The sequence below is a fragment of the Chitinophaga barathri genome, from assembly GCF_003807585.1.
GTDB lineage: Bacteria > Bacteroidota > Bacteroidia > Chitinophagales > Chitinophagaceae > Chitinophaga > Chitinophaga barathri.
This window is the reverse complement of record NZ_RMBX01000001.1, coordinates 433,437-451,503: the sequence shown is the minus strand read 5'-3', so window position 1 is coordinate 451,503 and position 18,067 is coordinate 433,437. Positions and strand designations below refer to the sequence as shown.

General features: G+C 46.1%; 9 protein-coding genes. 8 read left to right on the top strand and 1 reads right to left on the bottom strand.

The genetic code is table 11. The features are described from left to right. Positions 1-8 precede the first annotated feature (8 nt). From EG028_RS01590 to EG028_RS01560, 7 genes are all read left to right on the top strand, one after another. The gene (locus tag EG028_RS01590) at positions 9-1,718 is read left to right on the top strand and encodes a RagB/SusD family nutrient uptake outer membrane protein (RefSeq protein ID WP_120514610.1); all 1,710 of its coding nucleotides are present in this window, start codon (positions 9-11) and stop codon (positions 1,716-1,718) included. Between the two features lie 42 nt (positions 1,719-1,760). After that, on the top strand, positions 1,761-4,781 hold the full coding sequence (locus EG028_RS01585; protein WP_120514284.1) for a SusC/RagA family TonB-linked outer membrane protein: 3,021 nt from the start codon (positions 1,761-1,763) through the stop codon (positions 4,779-4,781). A 41-nt stretch (positions 4,782-4,822) separates the two neighbouring features. Continuing rightward, a complete protein-coding gene (locus tag EG028_RS01580) occupies positions 4,823-6,505 on the top strand; it encodes a RagB/SusD family nutrient uptake outer membrane protein (protein ID WP_120514283.1) in 1,683 nt (560 codons plus the stop codon). A gap of 144 nt (positions 6,506-6,649) precedes the next feature. Next, on the top strand, positions 6,650-8,182 hold the full coding sequence (locus EG028_RS01575) for a hypothetical protein (RefSeq protein ID WP_120514282.1): 1,533 nt from the start codon (positions 6,650-6,652) through the stop codon (positions 8,180-8,182). Between the two features lie 190 nt (positions 8,183-8,372). Next, entirely contained in the window at positions 8,373-9,515 is a 1,143-nt protein-coding gene (locus EG028_RS01570) for a hypothetical protein (RefSeq protein ID WP_123864500.1), read from the top strand. After that, positions 9,512-11,623, top strand: coding sequence for an FAD-dependent oxidoreductase (locus EG028_RS01565; protein ID WP_120514280.1), 2,112 nt, complete (start codon positions 9,512-9,514; stop codon positions 11,621-11,623). The genes EG028_RS01570 and EG028_RS01565 overlap by 4 nt, the downstream gene beginning before the upstream one ends. Positions 11,624-11,671: 48 nt before the next feature. Then, positions 11,672-13,927 (top strand): alginate lyase family protein, encoded by a 2,256-nt coding sequence (locus EG028_RS01560; RefSeq protein ID WP_120514279.1) that lies wholly within the window; start codon positions 11,672-11,674, stop codon positions 13,925-13,927. 84 nt (positions 13,928-14,011) lie between these two features. On the opposite strand, the gene EG028_RS01555 is transcribed toward EG028_RS01560, so the two are convergent. Further along, complete coding sequence (locus tag EG028_RS01555) at positions 14,012-15,025, bottom strand: LacI family DNA-binding transcriptional regulator (RefSeq protein ID WP_120514278.1); 1,014 nt, start codon at positions 15,023-15,025, stop codon at positions 14,012-14,014. Between the two features lie 189 nt (positions 15,026-15,214). Between EG028_RS01555 and EG028_RS01550 the strand changes: the two genes are divergently transcribed. Beyond that, positions 15,215-18,043, top strand: coding sequence for a hypothetical protein (locus tag EG028_RS01550; RefSeq protein WP_120514277.1), 2,829 nt, complete (start codon positions 15,215-15,217; stop codon positions 18,041-18,043). The last annotated feature ends 24 nt before the right edge of the window (positions 18,044-18,067 follow it).

The following is an 18,067-nucleotide window of genomic DNA, read 5'->3' as shown; positions in this document are numbered from 1 at the left end:
TAAAGAAAATGAAAGCAAATTTTATAAAAATATACGCCCTGCTGATTGTGGCATGTTCAACGTCCTGCAAAAAAGATTTTTTGCAGTTTGACCTCGGCACTGCTTTACCTGAAGAAAAGGTATTTGCTGATCCTTTGCTGGCTTCAAGATATGCGGACAATGCCTATAACTTTATGATCGATGAATATGGCAGGCTCAATGACACCTACAAGGGCACGACCGGTATGTTCAGCGATGAGGCCACCGGATCGGTGTCTTCGGTACTGGCAATGGGATCGGGCAATTTCCAGGCGTGCAGCGATGTAACTACTATTTATCCCAGGATGTACCAGGGTATCAGGATCATCAATACTACCTTGTCCAAACTAGACATAGTTCCCTGGACCAGTGACTACAACCCGGGATTGATCCGCGCGCAAATGCTGTTTTTAAGAGGGATGTTTTACTTCGAGCTGGTAAAGCGTTTCGGAGATGCGGTTATCGTGCCTTCCGCCCTTGGCCCGCTGGATAATACTGATCTTCCGCGTAGCCCGTATGCTGAGGTGGTTTCCTATATCCTGGGTGATCTGCAGGAATCAGAAACACTTTTAGCTGCCGAAAGCTCTCCGAATTATTCTCCTGCTGATGAATGGGATGCCGGCAATTATGGCCGGGTAACAGTTGGCGCAGTGAAAGCCCTGAAAGCCCGTTTACTCCTGCTGGACGCCAGTCCGCTTCACAACCCGGGGGGAGACGCAGCTAAATGGAATATAGCGGCCGCAGCGGCAAAGGATATTATCGACATGAATAAATATGCGTTACATGCAGATTATAGCACGCTGTTAAATGTGAATACCTCGCCCGAATATATCATGATAAAGGTAAGGCCGCCGCGGGCATTGGCAGGAATGATGAATGATTTTATCATGTCCAAAGGATCGGGTGGTGCCCAGGGAAATCTTAATCCCACACAAAATCATGTAGACCTCTACGAGGCGGTAATAAGGGCCGGAAATGAAGCCACTGATCCAATCATCAGCAGTTCACCCATCGGGGAAACAGGATCAGGATATGATCCGCAAAAACCTTATAACAACAGGGATCCGCGTTTTTATTCAAATATCGTTTACAACGATATGGACTGGCAGGGCCGGAAAATAGTGATGTATATCAATGAGACGCCACCTGCTGGTCAGGTGCCGGATTACGGAACTACGGCGATCTATACCAAAACCCGCTACTACTGCAAAAAATTGTGGCCCGAGGTGTATAAACAAGGAAGCACTTCAACCGCACTGGTCAATTACATCATGTTCCGTTATGGGGAAGTTTTACTGAATTATGCCGAGGCTTTAAATGAAGCAGCGGGGCCGGTAAGTGATGTTTATAAGTATGTAAATGAGATCAGGGCCCGTGTGGGGATGCCGGGCCTGCCTGCCGGGTTAACGAAGGATCAGATGCGGGAACGTATTCACAATGAAAGAGGGGTGGAACTGGCGTTCGAAGAACTGAGATGGTGGGACATATTGAGATGGAAAAAAGGACCAGAGCTGGTTTCCCGGACACTGACCGCCATGGATGTGGAAAAAACGCCTACAGGCTTTAATTATAACGTCGTTCCGGTTGATGCGGCATTTCAGCGCGCGCCGTTCGAGGACTTCATGTATTATTATCCGATTCCCAGGAGCGAGATCAATAAATCGAATAATATTTTAAAGCAAAATGCCGGCTGGAACTAGCCTGATTTTTCCGCACACATTTTAATTATTTAATCCACGTATATGAATTATTCCAACATATATAAGTTGTTTTTTCCGCTATTGTGTATCCTGTTTTTTCAGGAGGCATATGCCCAGTCTGGCGTTAAGCAGGATCACGCATTCACGGGGATCGTCCTGGATGAAAAGAAGGTTCCCCTGCAAGGAGCAACTGTTTCGGTGCAGGAGGGAAATGCTGTTGCGACCACAAACGCCAGGGGCGAATTCAGCATTAATGCGGGGCTGAGAGACGTTCTGATCTTTAAAATGCCCGGATTTCTGTCAGGCCAGCTGACGATAAGCAATACTGACGTAATCCGGATGACGTTGCTGGAAGCGGGCATCGATGCCGGGGACGATGATGATGTTTATATCCCATTTGGCATCCGTAAAAAAAGGCAGGTGTCTGCCGCCATTACAACGGTTAAATCTGACGCTGTTCCGCAGGCACCCCTTGGTGACGTGAAGAATCTTTTTTCCGGGCGTGTTTCAGGGCTTTACCTGCCACAATCAAATACAGCTCCCGGCGACGATGGGACAGGCATGTTTATCCGCAGCAGGAACTCCTTTGGCGATAAAAGTGCTAAAGGTTACGTAGATGGCGTTCAGCGGGAATTCGGAGATATGGATATCGCGGAAATTGAGAGCATCACTGTATTAAAAGATGCTGCTTCTTTGGCCTGGTATGGTCTCAGGGGAGGTAATGGCATTGTGCTGATCAATACTAAAAAAGGAAATGCTTCCAAGTCCTATATCAATTTTGATACGCAAATAGGTGTTCAAACATCATCAAATTTACAAACCCCGCTTAATTCTTACGATTATGCGCAGCTATATAATGAAGCAGCCCTGAACGACGGTGCGGCCGTTGCGCCCTTTTCCGCGGCAGACCTGGAAGCCTATAAAAGCGGGGCGGATCCTTTTCGTTACCCAAACAATAATTATTCACGGGACTACCTTAAAAAATCCTCCATTGTCCAGCGGTATGTGCTGTCCGCAGGGGGCGGCAGTAATTCTATCCGTTACTTCGCGCTCTTAAGTTACTTTAACCAGGGCGGGTTGCTCGACCAGACCAAAGCACCAAGTTTCAATTCAAACGCTGGTTATAAGAAATTCAATTTCCGTGGCAATGTGGATTTTGATGTAAATAAATATTTGACAATAGCGCTTAACGCAGGCATGCGGACGGAAAACCGCCTGTCTCCCGGCAGTGGTCTTTCCGATGTATTGGGCGCCATTTATGAAACACCGCCAAATGCTTTCCCGATCTTAAATGAAGATGGTTCTTTAGGCGGTACCGCTGATTATACCTCCAACCCAAGGGGGCTTTTACAGCAAAGGGGCTACATCAGCAATCTTCAACGGGTACTGCTGGCTACCCTGAATGTAAAACAAAAGCTGGATTTCTGGGTTCCGGGCTTGTCCGCAAACGTATTGTTTTCATACGATGGCTCAGGAACCTATACTTCAGGTATAACCCAGCAGTATACTGTATATGATGCACAACTTGGAAAGTCATACCTGACCTCAACGCCTACTACCTACAGGGCAGCAGGATACAGTGCCAATAATCTCCAGAATGAGTTATGGATAGGACTTGATTATGACCGCATTTTTGGAGCCCATACTATTAATGCTTCGGTCAGGGGCCAGCGATTTGCGGAAAAACAGCCTGAAAGGCTGGATTCCAGGAACCAGGGGATCTCTGCGCGGGTTGAGTATGGATTTAAGCAACGTTATTTTTTAAGCCTTGTTGGCGGGTATTCGGGTTCCGAAAATATTTCTCCCGAGAAGCGGTATGGATTTTTCCCTGCTGTAGCGGCTGGCTGGGTGGTGTCCGAAGAACCGTTTTTGAAGAATAACAGTGTTCTTAATTATTTTAAGGTTCGTGCTTCCTACGGTACCGTAGGTAACGATGAGATTGGCGGATCCAGGTTTGCATTCGAAAGTTTTTACAACCGGAATGCCACCGGTGGCGGATATCCTTTTGGTAATTCTTTTGCAGCCACCAATTCTACCACCGAAAGCAACCTGGGTAACCCTGATCTTACCTGGGAAACAGTAAAAATGGCAAATGCCGGCTTTGACGCCAGGTTTTTAAATAATGCTTTAAGTATTACTGCTGATTTCTATCACACCAGGCGTGAGGATATATTGACCGCAAACGTAATTCCAGGCATTTTAGGGCAAAATATCGGGATGGTAAATGCCGGTATTGTGGAAAGCAAGGGCATTGATGCTTCCGTCTTCTACACTAGAACTTTCGGGAAACTGAGCATAACGCTCAACGGTAATCTCCTGTTGTCCGACAGTAAAGTGATCGCTGAAAACGGACAGAACGGCCTGCCTGAGTATCAGCAGACTTTGGGTAGGTTCCCGGGCGCCTACCTGGTGTTTTTATCAGACGGATTTTACCAGGACCAGGCTGAAATCGATAACAGTCCCGCGAAATCTACCCTTGCGGGTAAAATTGTTCCGGGAGATATCAGGTACCGTGATATTGGCGGGCCTGGTGGGAAGCCTGACGGGATCATTAACAATGACGACCGGGTACGGATCAATAAGGCAAGTAATCCCCATACCTATTATGGATTCGGAGCCAATCTGAGATACGGTATGGTGGACTTCTCAGTTCAGTTCCAGGGCGTTGAAGGGCGTACGATCGATGTGGAGAGTTATGTCAATAGCGGGCCTTTCGATTTAAACCAGGAAAGCTTTTACCGCTGGACACCGGCAACGGCTGCAACGGCAAAATATCCCCGGTTGGGCCTGGAAGACCGCGGTAACAACACCGCGGATTCTGACTTCTGGCTGCGTTCAGGTGATTTTTTACGCCTGAAATCCGTGGAGGCAGGGATAAATCTCCCTGTAACCAAAGCAGGGCCGCTCCGGATGAATGGGCTTAGGATTTTCGTGGGTGGTTACAATCTCTTTACTTCAAACAGCCTGGATGTAAATGTTGACCCCGAAATACCAGGTTCAGGCCGTGGCGAAGCCTATCCTTATCTTAAAACATGGACCGTGGGGCTAAACGCCAAATTTTAATTGTAGAAATACCCGGATAAAACAATATTAAAATTATTAACATGAATAGTTTAAGGTGGTTAATTATTATTGCCGTCCTGTTGTCTTCCTGCAAGAAAGATTATCTCAGTTTTGACTATACGGATGGTGCAATCAGGGACAATGATGTGTGGGAGTCAGATCTGTACACCAGGGGGTTTTTGAATGCAAGTTATGCTGGTTTGATCAGATCCTATAGCGTAGACGGAGATGGAGCCCTGCTCGCCGCAGCCAGTGACGAGGCGGTAAACTCCAACCCGAGTTCTGCGATAAATATTATCAATAATGGAACATGGGGTGCCTTAAGAACAATTGATGATCAGTATGGAAACATGTATAACTACATCCGCAGGACCAATCTTTTTTTGGAGAAAAGCCCGACCAGTGCAATATCTCCGGCAACAGACATACCCAGGTTGAGGGGGGAAGCATTTTTTTTAAGGGCGATGTATCATTTTGAATTAATGAAAAGGTATGGCGCCATTATCATAGCCAACCGTTCCTTTGCGGCAACAGACAACCTGGATGTTCCTAAAAATTCATTTCAGGAGGTAGTAGCGCAAATCACGTCGGATTGTGATTCAGCGGCCAGCAATATCGTCGCTGCCGCGGTAACCGACTGGGGGGCTGGAGACAAGGGCCGGGCCACAAAAGCCGCTGCGCTGGCACTTAAGGCCCGCACGTTACTGTATGCCGCCAGTCCCTTGCACAATCCTGAAAACGACGTCAATAAATGGAGAGATGCCGTCATGGCTGCCAAAGCTGTGATGGATCTGAACAAACACTCATTGATTACGGTGGCTCAGCTGCCAAACCTTTGGAATTTTTCGGTCAGCGCTACCGTATATAATAAAGAAGTGATATTTGCCACCAGTGCGGATAATGTGAACCAGATAGAAAAAGATAATGCACCCATAAGTTTTGAAGGTAAAGCCCGTACCAATCCCACACAGGAAATGGTGGATGCTTTCGAAGCGGTGAAGAGAGCAGGCAATGCTACCTCAGGCCCCATTTTAAGCAGTGCTCCGATTAATGATCCGGGTAGCGGTTACCTGGACACCAACCCCTATATTAACAGGGATCCCCGCCTCGCGATGTTTATTATTTTTAACAAGGCAAAATTTAAAACTTTAGATGTTGACATCTTTACTGGTGGCAAAGACAATAACCCTCAAAATCAAAATTCGACGAAGACGGGGTATTACCTGCGTAAATTTTTATCTGAAAGTGCCGCGTGGGAATCAGGAAAAACCGCTTCCAACCAAAGAAGGCCCTGGGTACTATTTCGGTATGCAGAAGTGTTGTTGAACTACGCAGAAGCACTGAATGAAACACTTCCGGTTCCCGATGCAGAAGTTTATACCGCTGTAAACGCGATAAGGAGCAGGGCTGGCATGCCTGCTTTGCCCGCGGGACTTTCTAAGGAGCAAATGCGCGAAAAGATTCACAATGAAAGGCGGGTGGAGCTTTGCTTTGAAGGGCACCGGTTTTTTGATGTCAGGAGGTGGAAAGAAGGAGAGCTGTTTTTTAATAAGCCTGTGACGGGAATACAGATTACGCGGTCTGGTATTGCTCCTGCGTTTAGCTACACTTATAACAGGTTCCAGGTTGAATCAAGGATTTTTACCGTTAAAAATTATTATTACCCGTTTCCACAGGGTGAATTGAATAAAACGGATAACCTGGTGCAGAATGCAGGTTATTAAGTATGCCGGGGATCCCGGGATCAACAAAGCTTGTTTAGCAACATATGCCTGGAGAAGAACGACAGATGAACTATAGCGTATAAAGAAAGGCCAATGATCAAATAGCTTTATTTATTATCACTATTTAAACCACATTCATCCGTTATGAAACTGATCAAACTATTATCCTGCCTGTTAATCGGGGGTGCTTGCCTGTATTCATGCAGCAAGAGTAAGTTACCCGATGATGGCAGCAACGCGGACGCAGCGTCTTCAAAAAAAGGCGTATTTACGCCTCTTTCAACCACAGCGGTCAGCCTGGCCATAAATGATCCCGGAGGATATGCAGGCTCCGTTATTCCCTCTGATTTTACCGGGTTGAGTTATGAAACGAGTACTGTATGTACGGATGACTACTTTAATTCAGGTAATACAACTTTCATAAACCTGATCAATGGGCTGGGTAAAGGTGTTATTCGTATAGGCGGCAACGCTGCGGATAAAACTTTCTGGCATAACACCACACGGGGTTCCGACACCCGTGATACTGTTATTTATCAGGATGATATTACCCGTTTTAATTCGTTCGTGGAAAATGAACTTCCTGACTGGAAGATCATGTTTGGCCTGAACATGGGTAATAGCAATACAAATGCGACCATTGCCAGGCAGGAAGCTTTGTATGCCAGCGATGTATTCGGCAGCCGTTTGCTGGCTTTTGAATTAGGTAACGAAGCCGACCTCTGGGGTGGTTACCTTAAGCCGCCGGGGTACAGCCGCATAAATTTCTTCAGCGACTGGACTAACTTCCGCAGCACAATAAATGGTGGCTTTACCAGTGCCGGGGAACCGCTCCCACCTTATGCCGGACCGACGTTTGCCGGGAATATTCCCTGGCTGGACGATTTTACAACGAGTTATATTAACGATGTAGCCATAGTGAATCATCATTATTATAACGTAAGTCAAAGTAATCCTTCTACAGGTAGTGCCACCATAGCCGGTATGCTTGAACCGGATAACGGGTTAATTACCAACCTGCCAACATTTATATCCTATGCGGCGAAAGGCAACAAGCCATTCAGGTTTAGCGAATGTAATTCTATTTCGAACGGCGGTGTTAATGGCGTCAGCAACGCATTTGCATCAGCATTGTGGGGTATAGATTACATGTTCTACTGCGCGTCAAAAGGAGTGGATGGTGTTAACTTCCACGGGGGATTAAATCCCGCGATAAATGCGCCATATTATACGCCGATCAAAAACAACAGCGGAACGTATACGGCAACTCCCATATACTACGCTATGCTGATGTGGAAAATCAGCGCGATCAACCAATTCAGGAAAGCAGCGCTCACTGCTAACGGACTGAACGTTACATCCTATTATTTTCAGAGAACGGACGGCAAAAGGGCAATCCTGTTTATCAACAAAGAAGAAACAGAAAATGCGGGGTTGTCCATATCCGGACTACCGGCAAACGCTGTATTGACCCTGCATAAATTAACAACCGATGCCACTGTGACGTCAAATTACGCCGCCGCATTGACTGGAAAAGTTATGCTGGCCGGAAGTAAGGTGGATGCCAATGGAAACTGGGCCTCTTCTTCAACTTCAACAGTTACCGCAAATGGATCAGGAAACGTTTCCACCTTTACCATTCGTGCGGCGCAGGCAGTGTTAATGGTAATTAATTGACCTTCCTGAAAAGGCGGTTTCAGGAAACAAAGGTATAGCCTTTTATATGTGATTGAGTACCGGTCGTCTTTTGGATGGCCGGTACTTTGTTAGTAATTCAATATGACATGTACGTAGTCCTGATCAGTAGGGTTTACAATAGAATGTCAGTGTTGTTAATAATTTAAATAGTAGAAAGAAGCCGTTTAACATGAATACCAGAAGACATTTTATAAGTTTAGTAAGTGGTACAATAGCTGCCATGGCGGCCAAACCGTTAATGGGTCAGACGGAAAGCCATAACTTTCATGAGGCGTTGCCTTTTCCGGACAAACTTTCGCTTGCTACAGTAAAAAAGGAGGTGATAGCGTATTGCAACAGTTTACAGGACAAGGATGGGCTGTACGGCAGCTATCGTTCCGCGCCGGGTGCCCGTCCGGATCTCTATTCCAGCCTGGATGTAGCGCTGATGTATCAGATCATGGGAATTAACCTGAAAAAAAAGCTGAGCGAAACACAACGCAGGGAATGGATCGATCACATCAATACATTTTCCAACAATAATTTCGGTACTGCTACAGATGGGACATACTTTGATACCTACGGTCATTCTACCTTTCATGCCAATGGTATGGTTGTAGGCGCTTTGGGCGTTCTGGGAGGAAAACAGAAATTTCACGTCAAGTTGTATGATGCGTTCAATACTGTCGAAAAAGTAGTGCCCTGGCTGGAATCGCTTAATTGGAGTCGGCAATGGCAGGCCTCGCACCTGTTTTGGGGTGGAATGGTTTGTTTTAGCTTAAGCAAGAGTTGTCCCCCGGGTTGGCTGGACGCAGTATTTAAATGGCTGGATAGTAACCTGGACCCTGCTACGGGCTGGTGGAAAAGAGGCGTAGCGCATTCTGACCGCCATCAGCCGCTGGGAGGCAGTGTACATATTCTGCCGCTTTATGAGCATCACAAGCGGAAGTTTCCTTACCCTGAAAAGGTTATTGACAGTGTGCTTGCCTTGCAGCTGGAAAATGGCCGCTGGTTCAGAACTGAGAACATCAATGTTATGCACTACCTGGAATTGGATGCACTGTATGCCTATTACTTCATGAAAAAGATGAGCCCGGATTACCGCAGGAAGGACATTCAGGATTCCATAGATAGATACAGCAAGGTGGTATTGAATTATTACAAAAACAACAAGGAAGACTATTTTAAACTTCATCCGCATTTTGTTCTTGCCGGAGTGGGTACGTTTGGCTTATTGCAACGGCTTAATCCTGAGATATTTTATGATGATGTGCAGTGGACGGATATTTTCAGCGACCTACAGCTGCATATGACCAGTAATGTTGAAGTATGAAAATAAAACCTGCAAAACTGGCCGCAATTTTTGCCTGTATTCATTTTTTGAATCCCTCCGTTTCCCAGGCACAGGCAACTGAATCATTCGATGTGGTGATCGTCAGCGGAAGTTCAGGGGGGATCGGTGCTGCAATCGGGGCGGCTCGTCTTGGCGCTTCAGTGGCCCTGATTGAGGATACCCCGGTTCTCGGAGGGATGCTAAGCAACGGAATTTCAAACATAGATGCATTCTCATATGAATCATTGAGCGGTGTTTTCGAGGAATTCCGGCAGGAGGTTAAAAGGCATTATGCGCCTTTGATGGATACTGACCCGGTTTACCTGAAAAAAATGCCGGATAAACTGAAAGACCGGAAATTTGAAGCCAACCATATAGATAAACGCTCCTTCCAGGTTAACCAGGCTAACCAGGGCGGAACCTGGGAGCCAAAAGTAGCAGATATGATCTTCAAAAAGATGGCAGCAAAATATCCCAGGTTAAAAATATTCTATAAAAGGTATGCTACAGGTATCATAAAAGATCTTGACCGTATTTGTGGCGTGATTACCACTACGGACGATGGCGATGAAAGAACCTTTTTGGGCAAAGTTGTCATAGATGCTACCCACGAAGCGGACATCGCTGCCTGGGGGGGTGTTCCCTACCGGGTAGGCAGGGAGCCCAGATCAGCGTTGGAACCTCATGCCGGCAGCATTTTTTATTTTAATGATACCGGTGAGATCTTGCCGGGGTCAACCGGCCGGCAGGATGCGGCCATTGTTTCCTATGGATTGCGCCTGATCGTTAAGAATTACAAATCGGATGATGGGAATGCACATATACTCAAAAATCCTCCCCCAGGCTATGACCCCTTAAAATATACTGCATCGAGTTTTGGCGGCAGTCCTAAAATTGCGAACGGGAAGGTAGAAATGAACATCAATCCCAATGGCAATGAATTGCAGGAAATAAACTGGAGCTGGCCTGAGGCAAATTACAAGGAGCGGAAAAAGCTCTATGAAATATATAAGAACCAGGCCCTGGGGTTTTTATATTACGTGCAGCATGTTAACGGGAAGAAACATCTGGGCCTGGCAAATGATGAGTTTCGGGATAATGGAAATGTTCCCTACAGGGTATTTGTCCGTGAAGCGCGCAGGATCGAAGGAGAAGCAACCATGACGGAAGCTGACATCAATCCTTTTGTGTCGGGCAATTCTTTGGCACCGCCCTTTCAAACCAGCAGCATCGCCATTGGCCATTATCCGATTGATGCTAAACTGGTACGCAAAAAAACGGATTTCTCAACGCCGGATAAAGGAGAAGGCGATTTTTTCTTAAAAAATGCCGCTACCGCGTTCCAGGTACCTTACGGTGCAATTGTACCTAAAAATGTTGACGGCCTTTTGGTGCCGGTAGCACTTTCGGCCACACATGTTGCTTTCTCTGCCGTCAGGATGGACCCCACGTGGACAGCCACCGGCCAGACAGCGGGCATTGCGGCTGTGTTGAGCATCCGGGAAGGTGTTGATGTCAGAAACGTCGAGGTGCGGAAAATACAGGCCGAACTCATTAAACAAAAATGCAAACTGGTATTTTATTGGGACGTACCGTTGGATCACCCGCAGTTTGAAATTATTCAAAAAATGAGTATTGCACAAAAGCTGACAGGCGATGCTAACCGTGATTTTCATCCTGATTCTCTGTTTACCAGGGCGGACGCTGCGGTGTTGCTGGCCAGGGTGTTCGGACTTAGCCCAAGTGTCAGCAATGCTCATTTCAAGGACGTTCCCTATACCCACCCGGCGTTTCGGGAAATTGAGACGCTTTTTGATCATGGAGCGCTTTCGGCGCTGGGTATTAAACCAAAATGGAAGGAACAAAATGGTTATGATGCAAAAAAACATTCCGGGTTTAAGCAGGATTATGGTTTTTGGAATTTTAACCCGGATGGAACTATATCCGGAGAAGAATTGTTGGAAATGATTGCCGTTCTTAAAAACGAAGGTGTCCTCACTAATCAAAACCAGTCAAATCCGACAACTGAAAAGTTACCCGTCATGCCCCGGACCATCACGCGGGCTGCTGCTTTGGGCTATTTGAATCCTGAATTCATTTCTTTGTAAAAAAAGAAAATAAAACGTAATAATCTTTTACCCATATCATCCACTTTTATGCTTAGAATTATCAACATGAAATTTTCTCGAATAAAAGAAACAACTTTATTCCTGTCATTCATCTTATTGTCGCACTTTTCTTTTGGGGTTAAACAACACCATGGTGAAATTCCAGCCATCTCTATCGAGGAAATTTGCGCGAAATATCCCGAGCGCATACAACGCCTTTTTTCTTCGCTGAACTTAGATTATGCGGGATTGAGCCAGGTAAAAGCAGCGGTTAAAAAAAATGACATGGCAGGTGCCTGCAGGGAACTGGTTAAATATTACAGGGCAGCCAAATCCGGGTCCTGGTTAAGAATGAAGAATGTACCTGCTTCAGCAGCCCGCTCGCCGCAGGGAGATTCCATTCTCGCCGATATTTTTACTTTTCAATCTGTATCAGGCAAGCAAGCCAGGCTGCCAAATAATTACCTGGACTGGTATCACCTGGGGCCTACGAATGATCAGGAATGGGCATTTTTTATAAACCGGCATTTTTTTTATGCGCCGCTGTTAAAGGCCTATAAAGCCACGGGGAATGAAGATTATGTGGCGAAGTTTTCAAGTTTGGTTGCGGATTGGGTGATCAGTAATCCTATTCCGGCTAATTTGAAAAAGAACAATACGCCTCCCTGGAGGCTCCTGGAGGCTGGCCTGCGCATGGGTGAAGTTTGGCCGTTTGCATTCTACAACCTGCAGCTCTGCGATAAATTTTCAGATGCAACCCGGATCTTAATGCTTTCCAGTCTTACAGACCATGCCAATTATATCAAAAGCCAGCATGGTAAACAGCATAATCATGTTGCGATGGAACTGAATGGCCTGTGTATGGTCGCTTTAGCCTGGCCCGAATTTAAAGATGCCCCCGGGTGGTACGATCACGCAGTGCAGAAAATGGTGGAAGAACTTACCCTGGAAGTATATCCGGACGGCACACAGAAAGAGCTTACCAATCACTACCACAATGTTGCCTTAGTAAATTTCGAAGGATTTATGACCAATAGTGAGAAAGCAGGCAAAAAACTTCCCGATGCTTTTATAAAAACCATTGAAAGTATGTATGATTATGATGCCGGTGTATTAAGGCCTGATGGTTTTGCATTGCTGAACAACGACTCGGATCTGAACGACGACCGGCCTTTTTTGATCCGGGCAGCGAATAGGATGGAACGGGAGGATTGGAAATATGTAGCGACCAACGGCAGGCAAGGGAAGATGCCTAAAAGACCTGCTTCGGTATTTTATCCCTACGCCGGGCACATGGTAATGCGCAATGGTTGGACAAACAACGCCCATTGGTCGTTTTTTGATGCAGGCCCCTGGGGGCTTTCTCATCAGCACAATGATAAACTGCATTTTTCCCTTTTTGCCAACGGACAGGATCTTTTGGTGGATGCCGGGCGCATGTATTATAAAAGAGACGAATGGCGGACATATTTTAATTTAGCCAGAAGCCATAATACGATCCTGGTAGACGGGATGGGGCAAAACCAGGAGCCCCCGGGAACGGTAAACGCTCCGCTTCCGGTAGTACAAAGCATACAACCTGGATTTGATTTTTGCATGGCCACATTTAAGGGCGGCTTTGGCGACAAATGGGATTTTGCTGGCGGCAGTTGGCAGTACCATACTACTACGGATAATATCCCGGTGGAGCATACCCGGGCAGTAATTTATATCAAAAACAAATTTTGGGTAGTGGTTGACAGGATGAAAGTTGATCAACAACGAAAAATCTCACCGCTTTGGCATTTTAATCCCACCTGCGAAGTAAAGATGGAGGGTAATTCCATTGTTACGACCAACGCTGGCAGGGGGAACCTACGCATTACGCCTGTATCGGCTATAAAGTGGGACGTTAACTTAATAAAAGGCCGGGAAAAACCCGAGATACAGGGCTGGTACAGCGAGAGTTATAATAAGGTGGAGCCGAACTATTGTGCGCAATATGATGCCAACATAAAGCAGTCATCCACTTTTGCCTGGGTAATGCTGCCGGGGGTTGGTAAAATACCTTCCATAAAAACAGAAGTACTACCATCACCGGAAGGCACCATGAGGATGAAAATATTTATTCCCGGTCAGTCAGCGGTGGAGATCGCAGTTCGCACGGATGGGGAAGAGGCGGTAAAATTGTCAAACGGCCTGATTTTGGAAGGCGCCTGTGCGGTCTTATCTGCGGGGAAGGCCCCATGGGTGGCGGAAGGCCGGATCAAAGACCCAACCGGGAAAACAGTCGCTGAATCTTTTACCGGTATCAAAACTAAATAGTAATGTGAATCGTCAATATCGTGGAATGGCAGGTTTGCCTGATGCACCTTAAACTAACTGCTTAGCTGAAGGCTTTCCAGTCTGTTAACTGGATTTTCTAATGATCAATTCTGGTTTTAACACCTGGGTTACAGCCTTCCATTCGGAAATATCTTTATTAAGTTGTTCTATCAGCGCCTGTGTAGCGCGGATACCCATTTCTTCCAGGGGCTGGGCGACCGTGGTGAGACTAGGGTCTATATAAGCGGAGGAGTATTCATTGCTGAAGCCCACCACGGCAATATCCTTCGGGATCTTAAGTTTTTTTGCTTTAATGACCTGTATAGCTTCAACAGCTGTCGGGTCATTTATTGCAAATAGCGCATCAGGCCGTTCTTTCAGCTCCAGGAGATGCTTTGTGTAGATTTTCACCTTTTCCAGGTTGAAATCATAGGGAATGATAAGTTCCTGGATGATGGGCAGATTATATTTTCTTAGAGCATCAAGGTACCCGTTGAGCCTGTTCCTGCTGATGAGCAGGTTTTCTGGTCCAGCGAGGTGCGCAATTCTCTTCTTGCCGGTTTGTATCAGATGTTCCACAGCACGAAAGGCGCCTTCATAGTCATCCACCACAACCTTCGGAACAGCCATTTCATTAACTATTCTGTTGATAAAGACCAGGGGGATCCCTTTCCTTTGAAATATTTTCAGATGCTCATAATTTTTTGTCTCCTTGGTGATGGAAATAATCAGCCCATCCACATGATTTGTTAACATCACTTTCGTGTTCTTCACCTCTGTTTCATAAGATTCACCGGATTGGCATACGATCACATTGTACCCGCTTTGCGCGGCAGTCTCCTGTATAGCTACGAGAATCTTTGGAAAAAATGAGGTCCGGAATTCGGGAACTATCACGCCTATGGTATTTGTCCTGTTGTTACACAGGCTTATCGCCAGCATATTACGCTGGTAATCAAGTTTCTCTGCGAGTTCTAAGATCGCTGTTCTCTTCGCCGGACTGACTTTAGGGTGCCCTGTTAAAGCCCTGGAAACGGTAGACTTTGAGATGTTTAACTCTCTCGCAATATCGTTGATGGTGATCTGATGCTGCTTCATGTTGTAGATTTGGTTAGGTTGTGGAATCTAAATCTAACCAATTCCCTTGGAATTTTCACAATGTGGGAGCCGTCCCACAAAATAGGCCCGTTCCCACTCAAAAAAAAAGGTGTTTTCTTCCATTTTTATGGGGTGGCCATCTATCTTAGGCATACAAAATAATTCCACCTATAGAAAACAATTCCGTTAATGAAAAAATTAAAGTGCCTGTTTTTAATCAACCTGGTCTTTTCAACGCTTTGGACAAAAGCCCAGGAACGCCCTTCAAACCGACTGGATATTACGCCTTACCGCGTTGAAATAGGTAAAAGCGCTGCTGTTATTATAAGCTGGAAAGACAACAGCCATAAAAAGCAACATTTTTACCCCCGGTTTATTGTGATGAAGCGAAGCGAGAATCCGAAATCAGGTACAGTGAACGCCCACAGGATCGTGAAAGGATTTAGAGGCGTCGTAACTATTCCGACCTGGCAGCTGCCGGGAAGCGAGGAAAGAACAGCTGATTTTTTTAAAGCAGCCAAACCGGTAATAGTGAAAGCAGTTGCTGCGGAAATTGAAGCAGACCGGGTAAAATGGACTTTCCCGTACAACCCTGAGTATAAACTCGAGGCATCCATGTCTTTTAAGGAAGGGACGAATGAGCCGGCAATTGAATATACATTTACCCCTGCTGAATCTGCCTGGTATACCATTGGTTATGCCGGGATGCCCGAAACGGCTGCAAAAGATGCCGATGCCATCTGGCAACCTCACGTCTGGCAGGAAAAGCGCTTTCCTCAGCTGTCTTTTCTTTCTCCTGAAAATATGTGCAGCCTGCCCGCCACCATGGTTGAAAAAGATGGTTTAACCGTTGGTGTTGTGGCAGAACCTGGTGATATTCCTTACGAACTTCCTTCAGCCGGACAGGGCAATCTCAAATTTGGCGTGCTCGTACGGAACCAGTCAGGTAAAGCTCAGCCCATGATCTTTGCGCCACTGTTTGGAACAAAAGCTTCGAAACTGGAAGGAGGCAAGCCGTTTTCATTTAAGTTCAGAGTATTAATGTTTAAAGGAAACCAGCCGAATTCTTTCCGTTATGTTGCGCAAAAGATGTTTGGCTTTAAGGATTACCGGGAAAACGTGTACAACAACCTTAATCAAACCATCGAAAATACGATCGATTTTGCGATGAATGATGTTTACAGTGGCTGGAATGCAGATCTCCGGGGGTTCGATTATTCTACCGACGTGGCGCAGACGGTGAAAGTCGTTTCAGGACTTCATCCTCTTTCGGTGGCTCTTATTACTGACAATGAAAGCATTTATCGGAACAGGGGCCTTCCCATTATTGAGTTTTTAATGTCACGGGAAAAGTACCTTTTTGCGCTGAACAAAGACGTCACCAGGCAGAACGCTTCCAGCAAAATGGCCGGTCCTTCCATGGAAGTCGCAGAACTTGCTGCGCTGCAGTCATTCTACCAGCAGGGAAGCCCGGTGTTCAGGTACTATGCGGACAGCCTGAGCCGGGTGAGCCGCAGCCTGAACCTGAATACTACCAGCAGGGGAGACACCTGGCCAAACTTACTGGCATTGTATCGCATGAACGGCGATAAAGCTGTACTGGAAAAAGCAAAAAAAAGAGCCGATGAATATATAAAGACCAGGGTCGATAAAAAAGCCGAGGATTTCAGCGGGGTGGAACAGGCTGCACAGTTCTGGACAGATTTTGCTCCCTGGTGGATAGAACTGCTGGATCTGTATGAAGAAACTAAAGAACCAAAATACCTGGAAGCGTCTATTAAAGGAGCTAAACTTTATATGCAGTATATCTGGTTCTATCCTTTAATTCCTAACAAGGACATTACAATCAATAAAGGTGGGATCGTTGAAAACCTGAGCCACGAAGCCGAGCGTGACGGAATGGCGAAAATGGCGGCGCCGGAACAATTGGTGCCGGCCTGGCGTGTATCGCAAATAGGGCTTACCCCGGAGGCGAGCAATACGTACGGATCCAATCCTGCTATTTTCCTGACACATTATGCCGCACATTTATTAAGGCTGGCCTATTATTCCAAAGATGAATTTTTTCGTTCAGTTGGCCGTTCCGCCGTGGTAGGCAGGTATTCCAATTATCCCGGGTATGACATCGACGGAATTTTTAACACAGTGTACGCCCGCGCCGATTATCCCCTGCGTGCATATAACCAGATCTCCTATAACCAGGTATACTACAACCATGTATGGCCGCAAATTGCACTGCTTTTCGACTACCTGGTTTCTGATGCATTTGTACTGTCAAAAGGGAACGTTAGTTTTCCCGGACAGTTTTCTCCTGGCTATGCTTATTTGAAGAGCAAGGTATATGGAGACAAGCCCGGGAGCTTTTATGGCGATCAGAAGGTTTATTTATGGATGCCCAAACAGGTTTTAACAATTGATAACGAACAGTTGAATTATGTGACCGGTTATGGTAATGGAAAATTCTACGTTGCATTCCTCAACCAGAGCGACCAGGCAGTAAGTGCCAAAGTTCATTTAAACCCGGACCTGATCCCGTTTAAGCATGAGAATAATGCCCGCGTTTGGGAAGAAAATGCCGCCTCACCTACTGTGAAAGTACATGACGGCACGTTAAGGTTCAGTGTTGCGGCGAAAGGAATAACAGCCTTCGCGATAGATGACATTCACGTTGCCACGCAGTTTCAGCAAAAGGCTTACAGCAAAACGGTTCAGGAATTATCAGAATTGAGTTATAACAAAACGGAGTCACCATTTGGAATGATAAGCGCCGCTATTTACTCACTCGGTACAATCAATACCGCACATACCTGGCTGAATGCATCCGGTGAGCAGGTAAGCAGCGCAACAATGCATTATCGCGTAGCTGGTTCTGAAAAATGGTTGAAGGCGGTAGACAGCAGCTATCCCTTTGAATTCACCATTCCGCTGCATCAAAATGAACGGGAATTGGAATTCTGGGTGGAAGCGGCCAATTCTAAGGGAGAGGTGATGAAAGCGAAAAGAACGATTTTGAAATAGTAGTAAATAAAAAATATTAAGCAA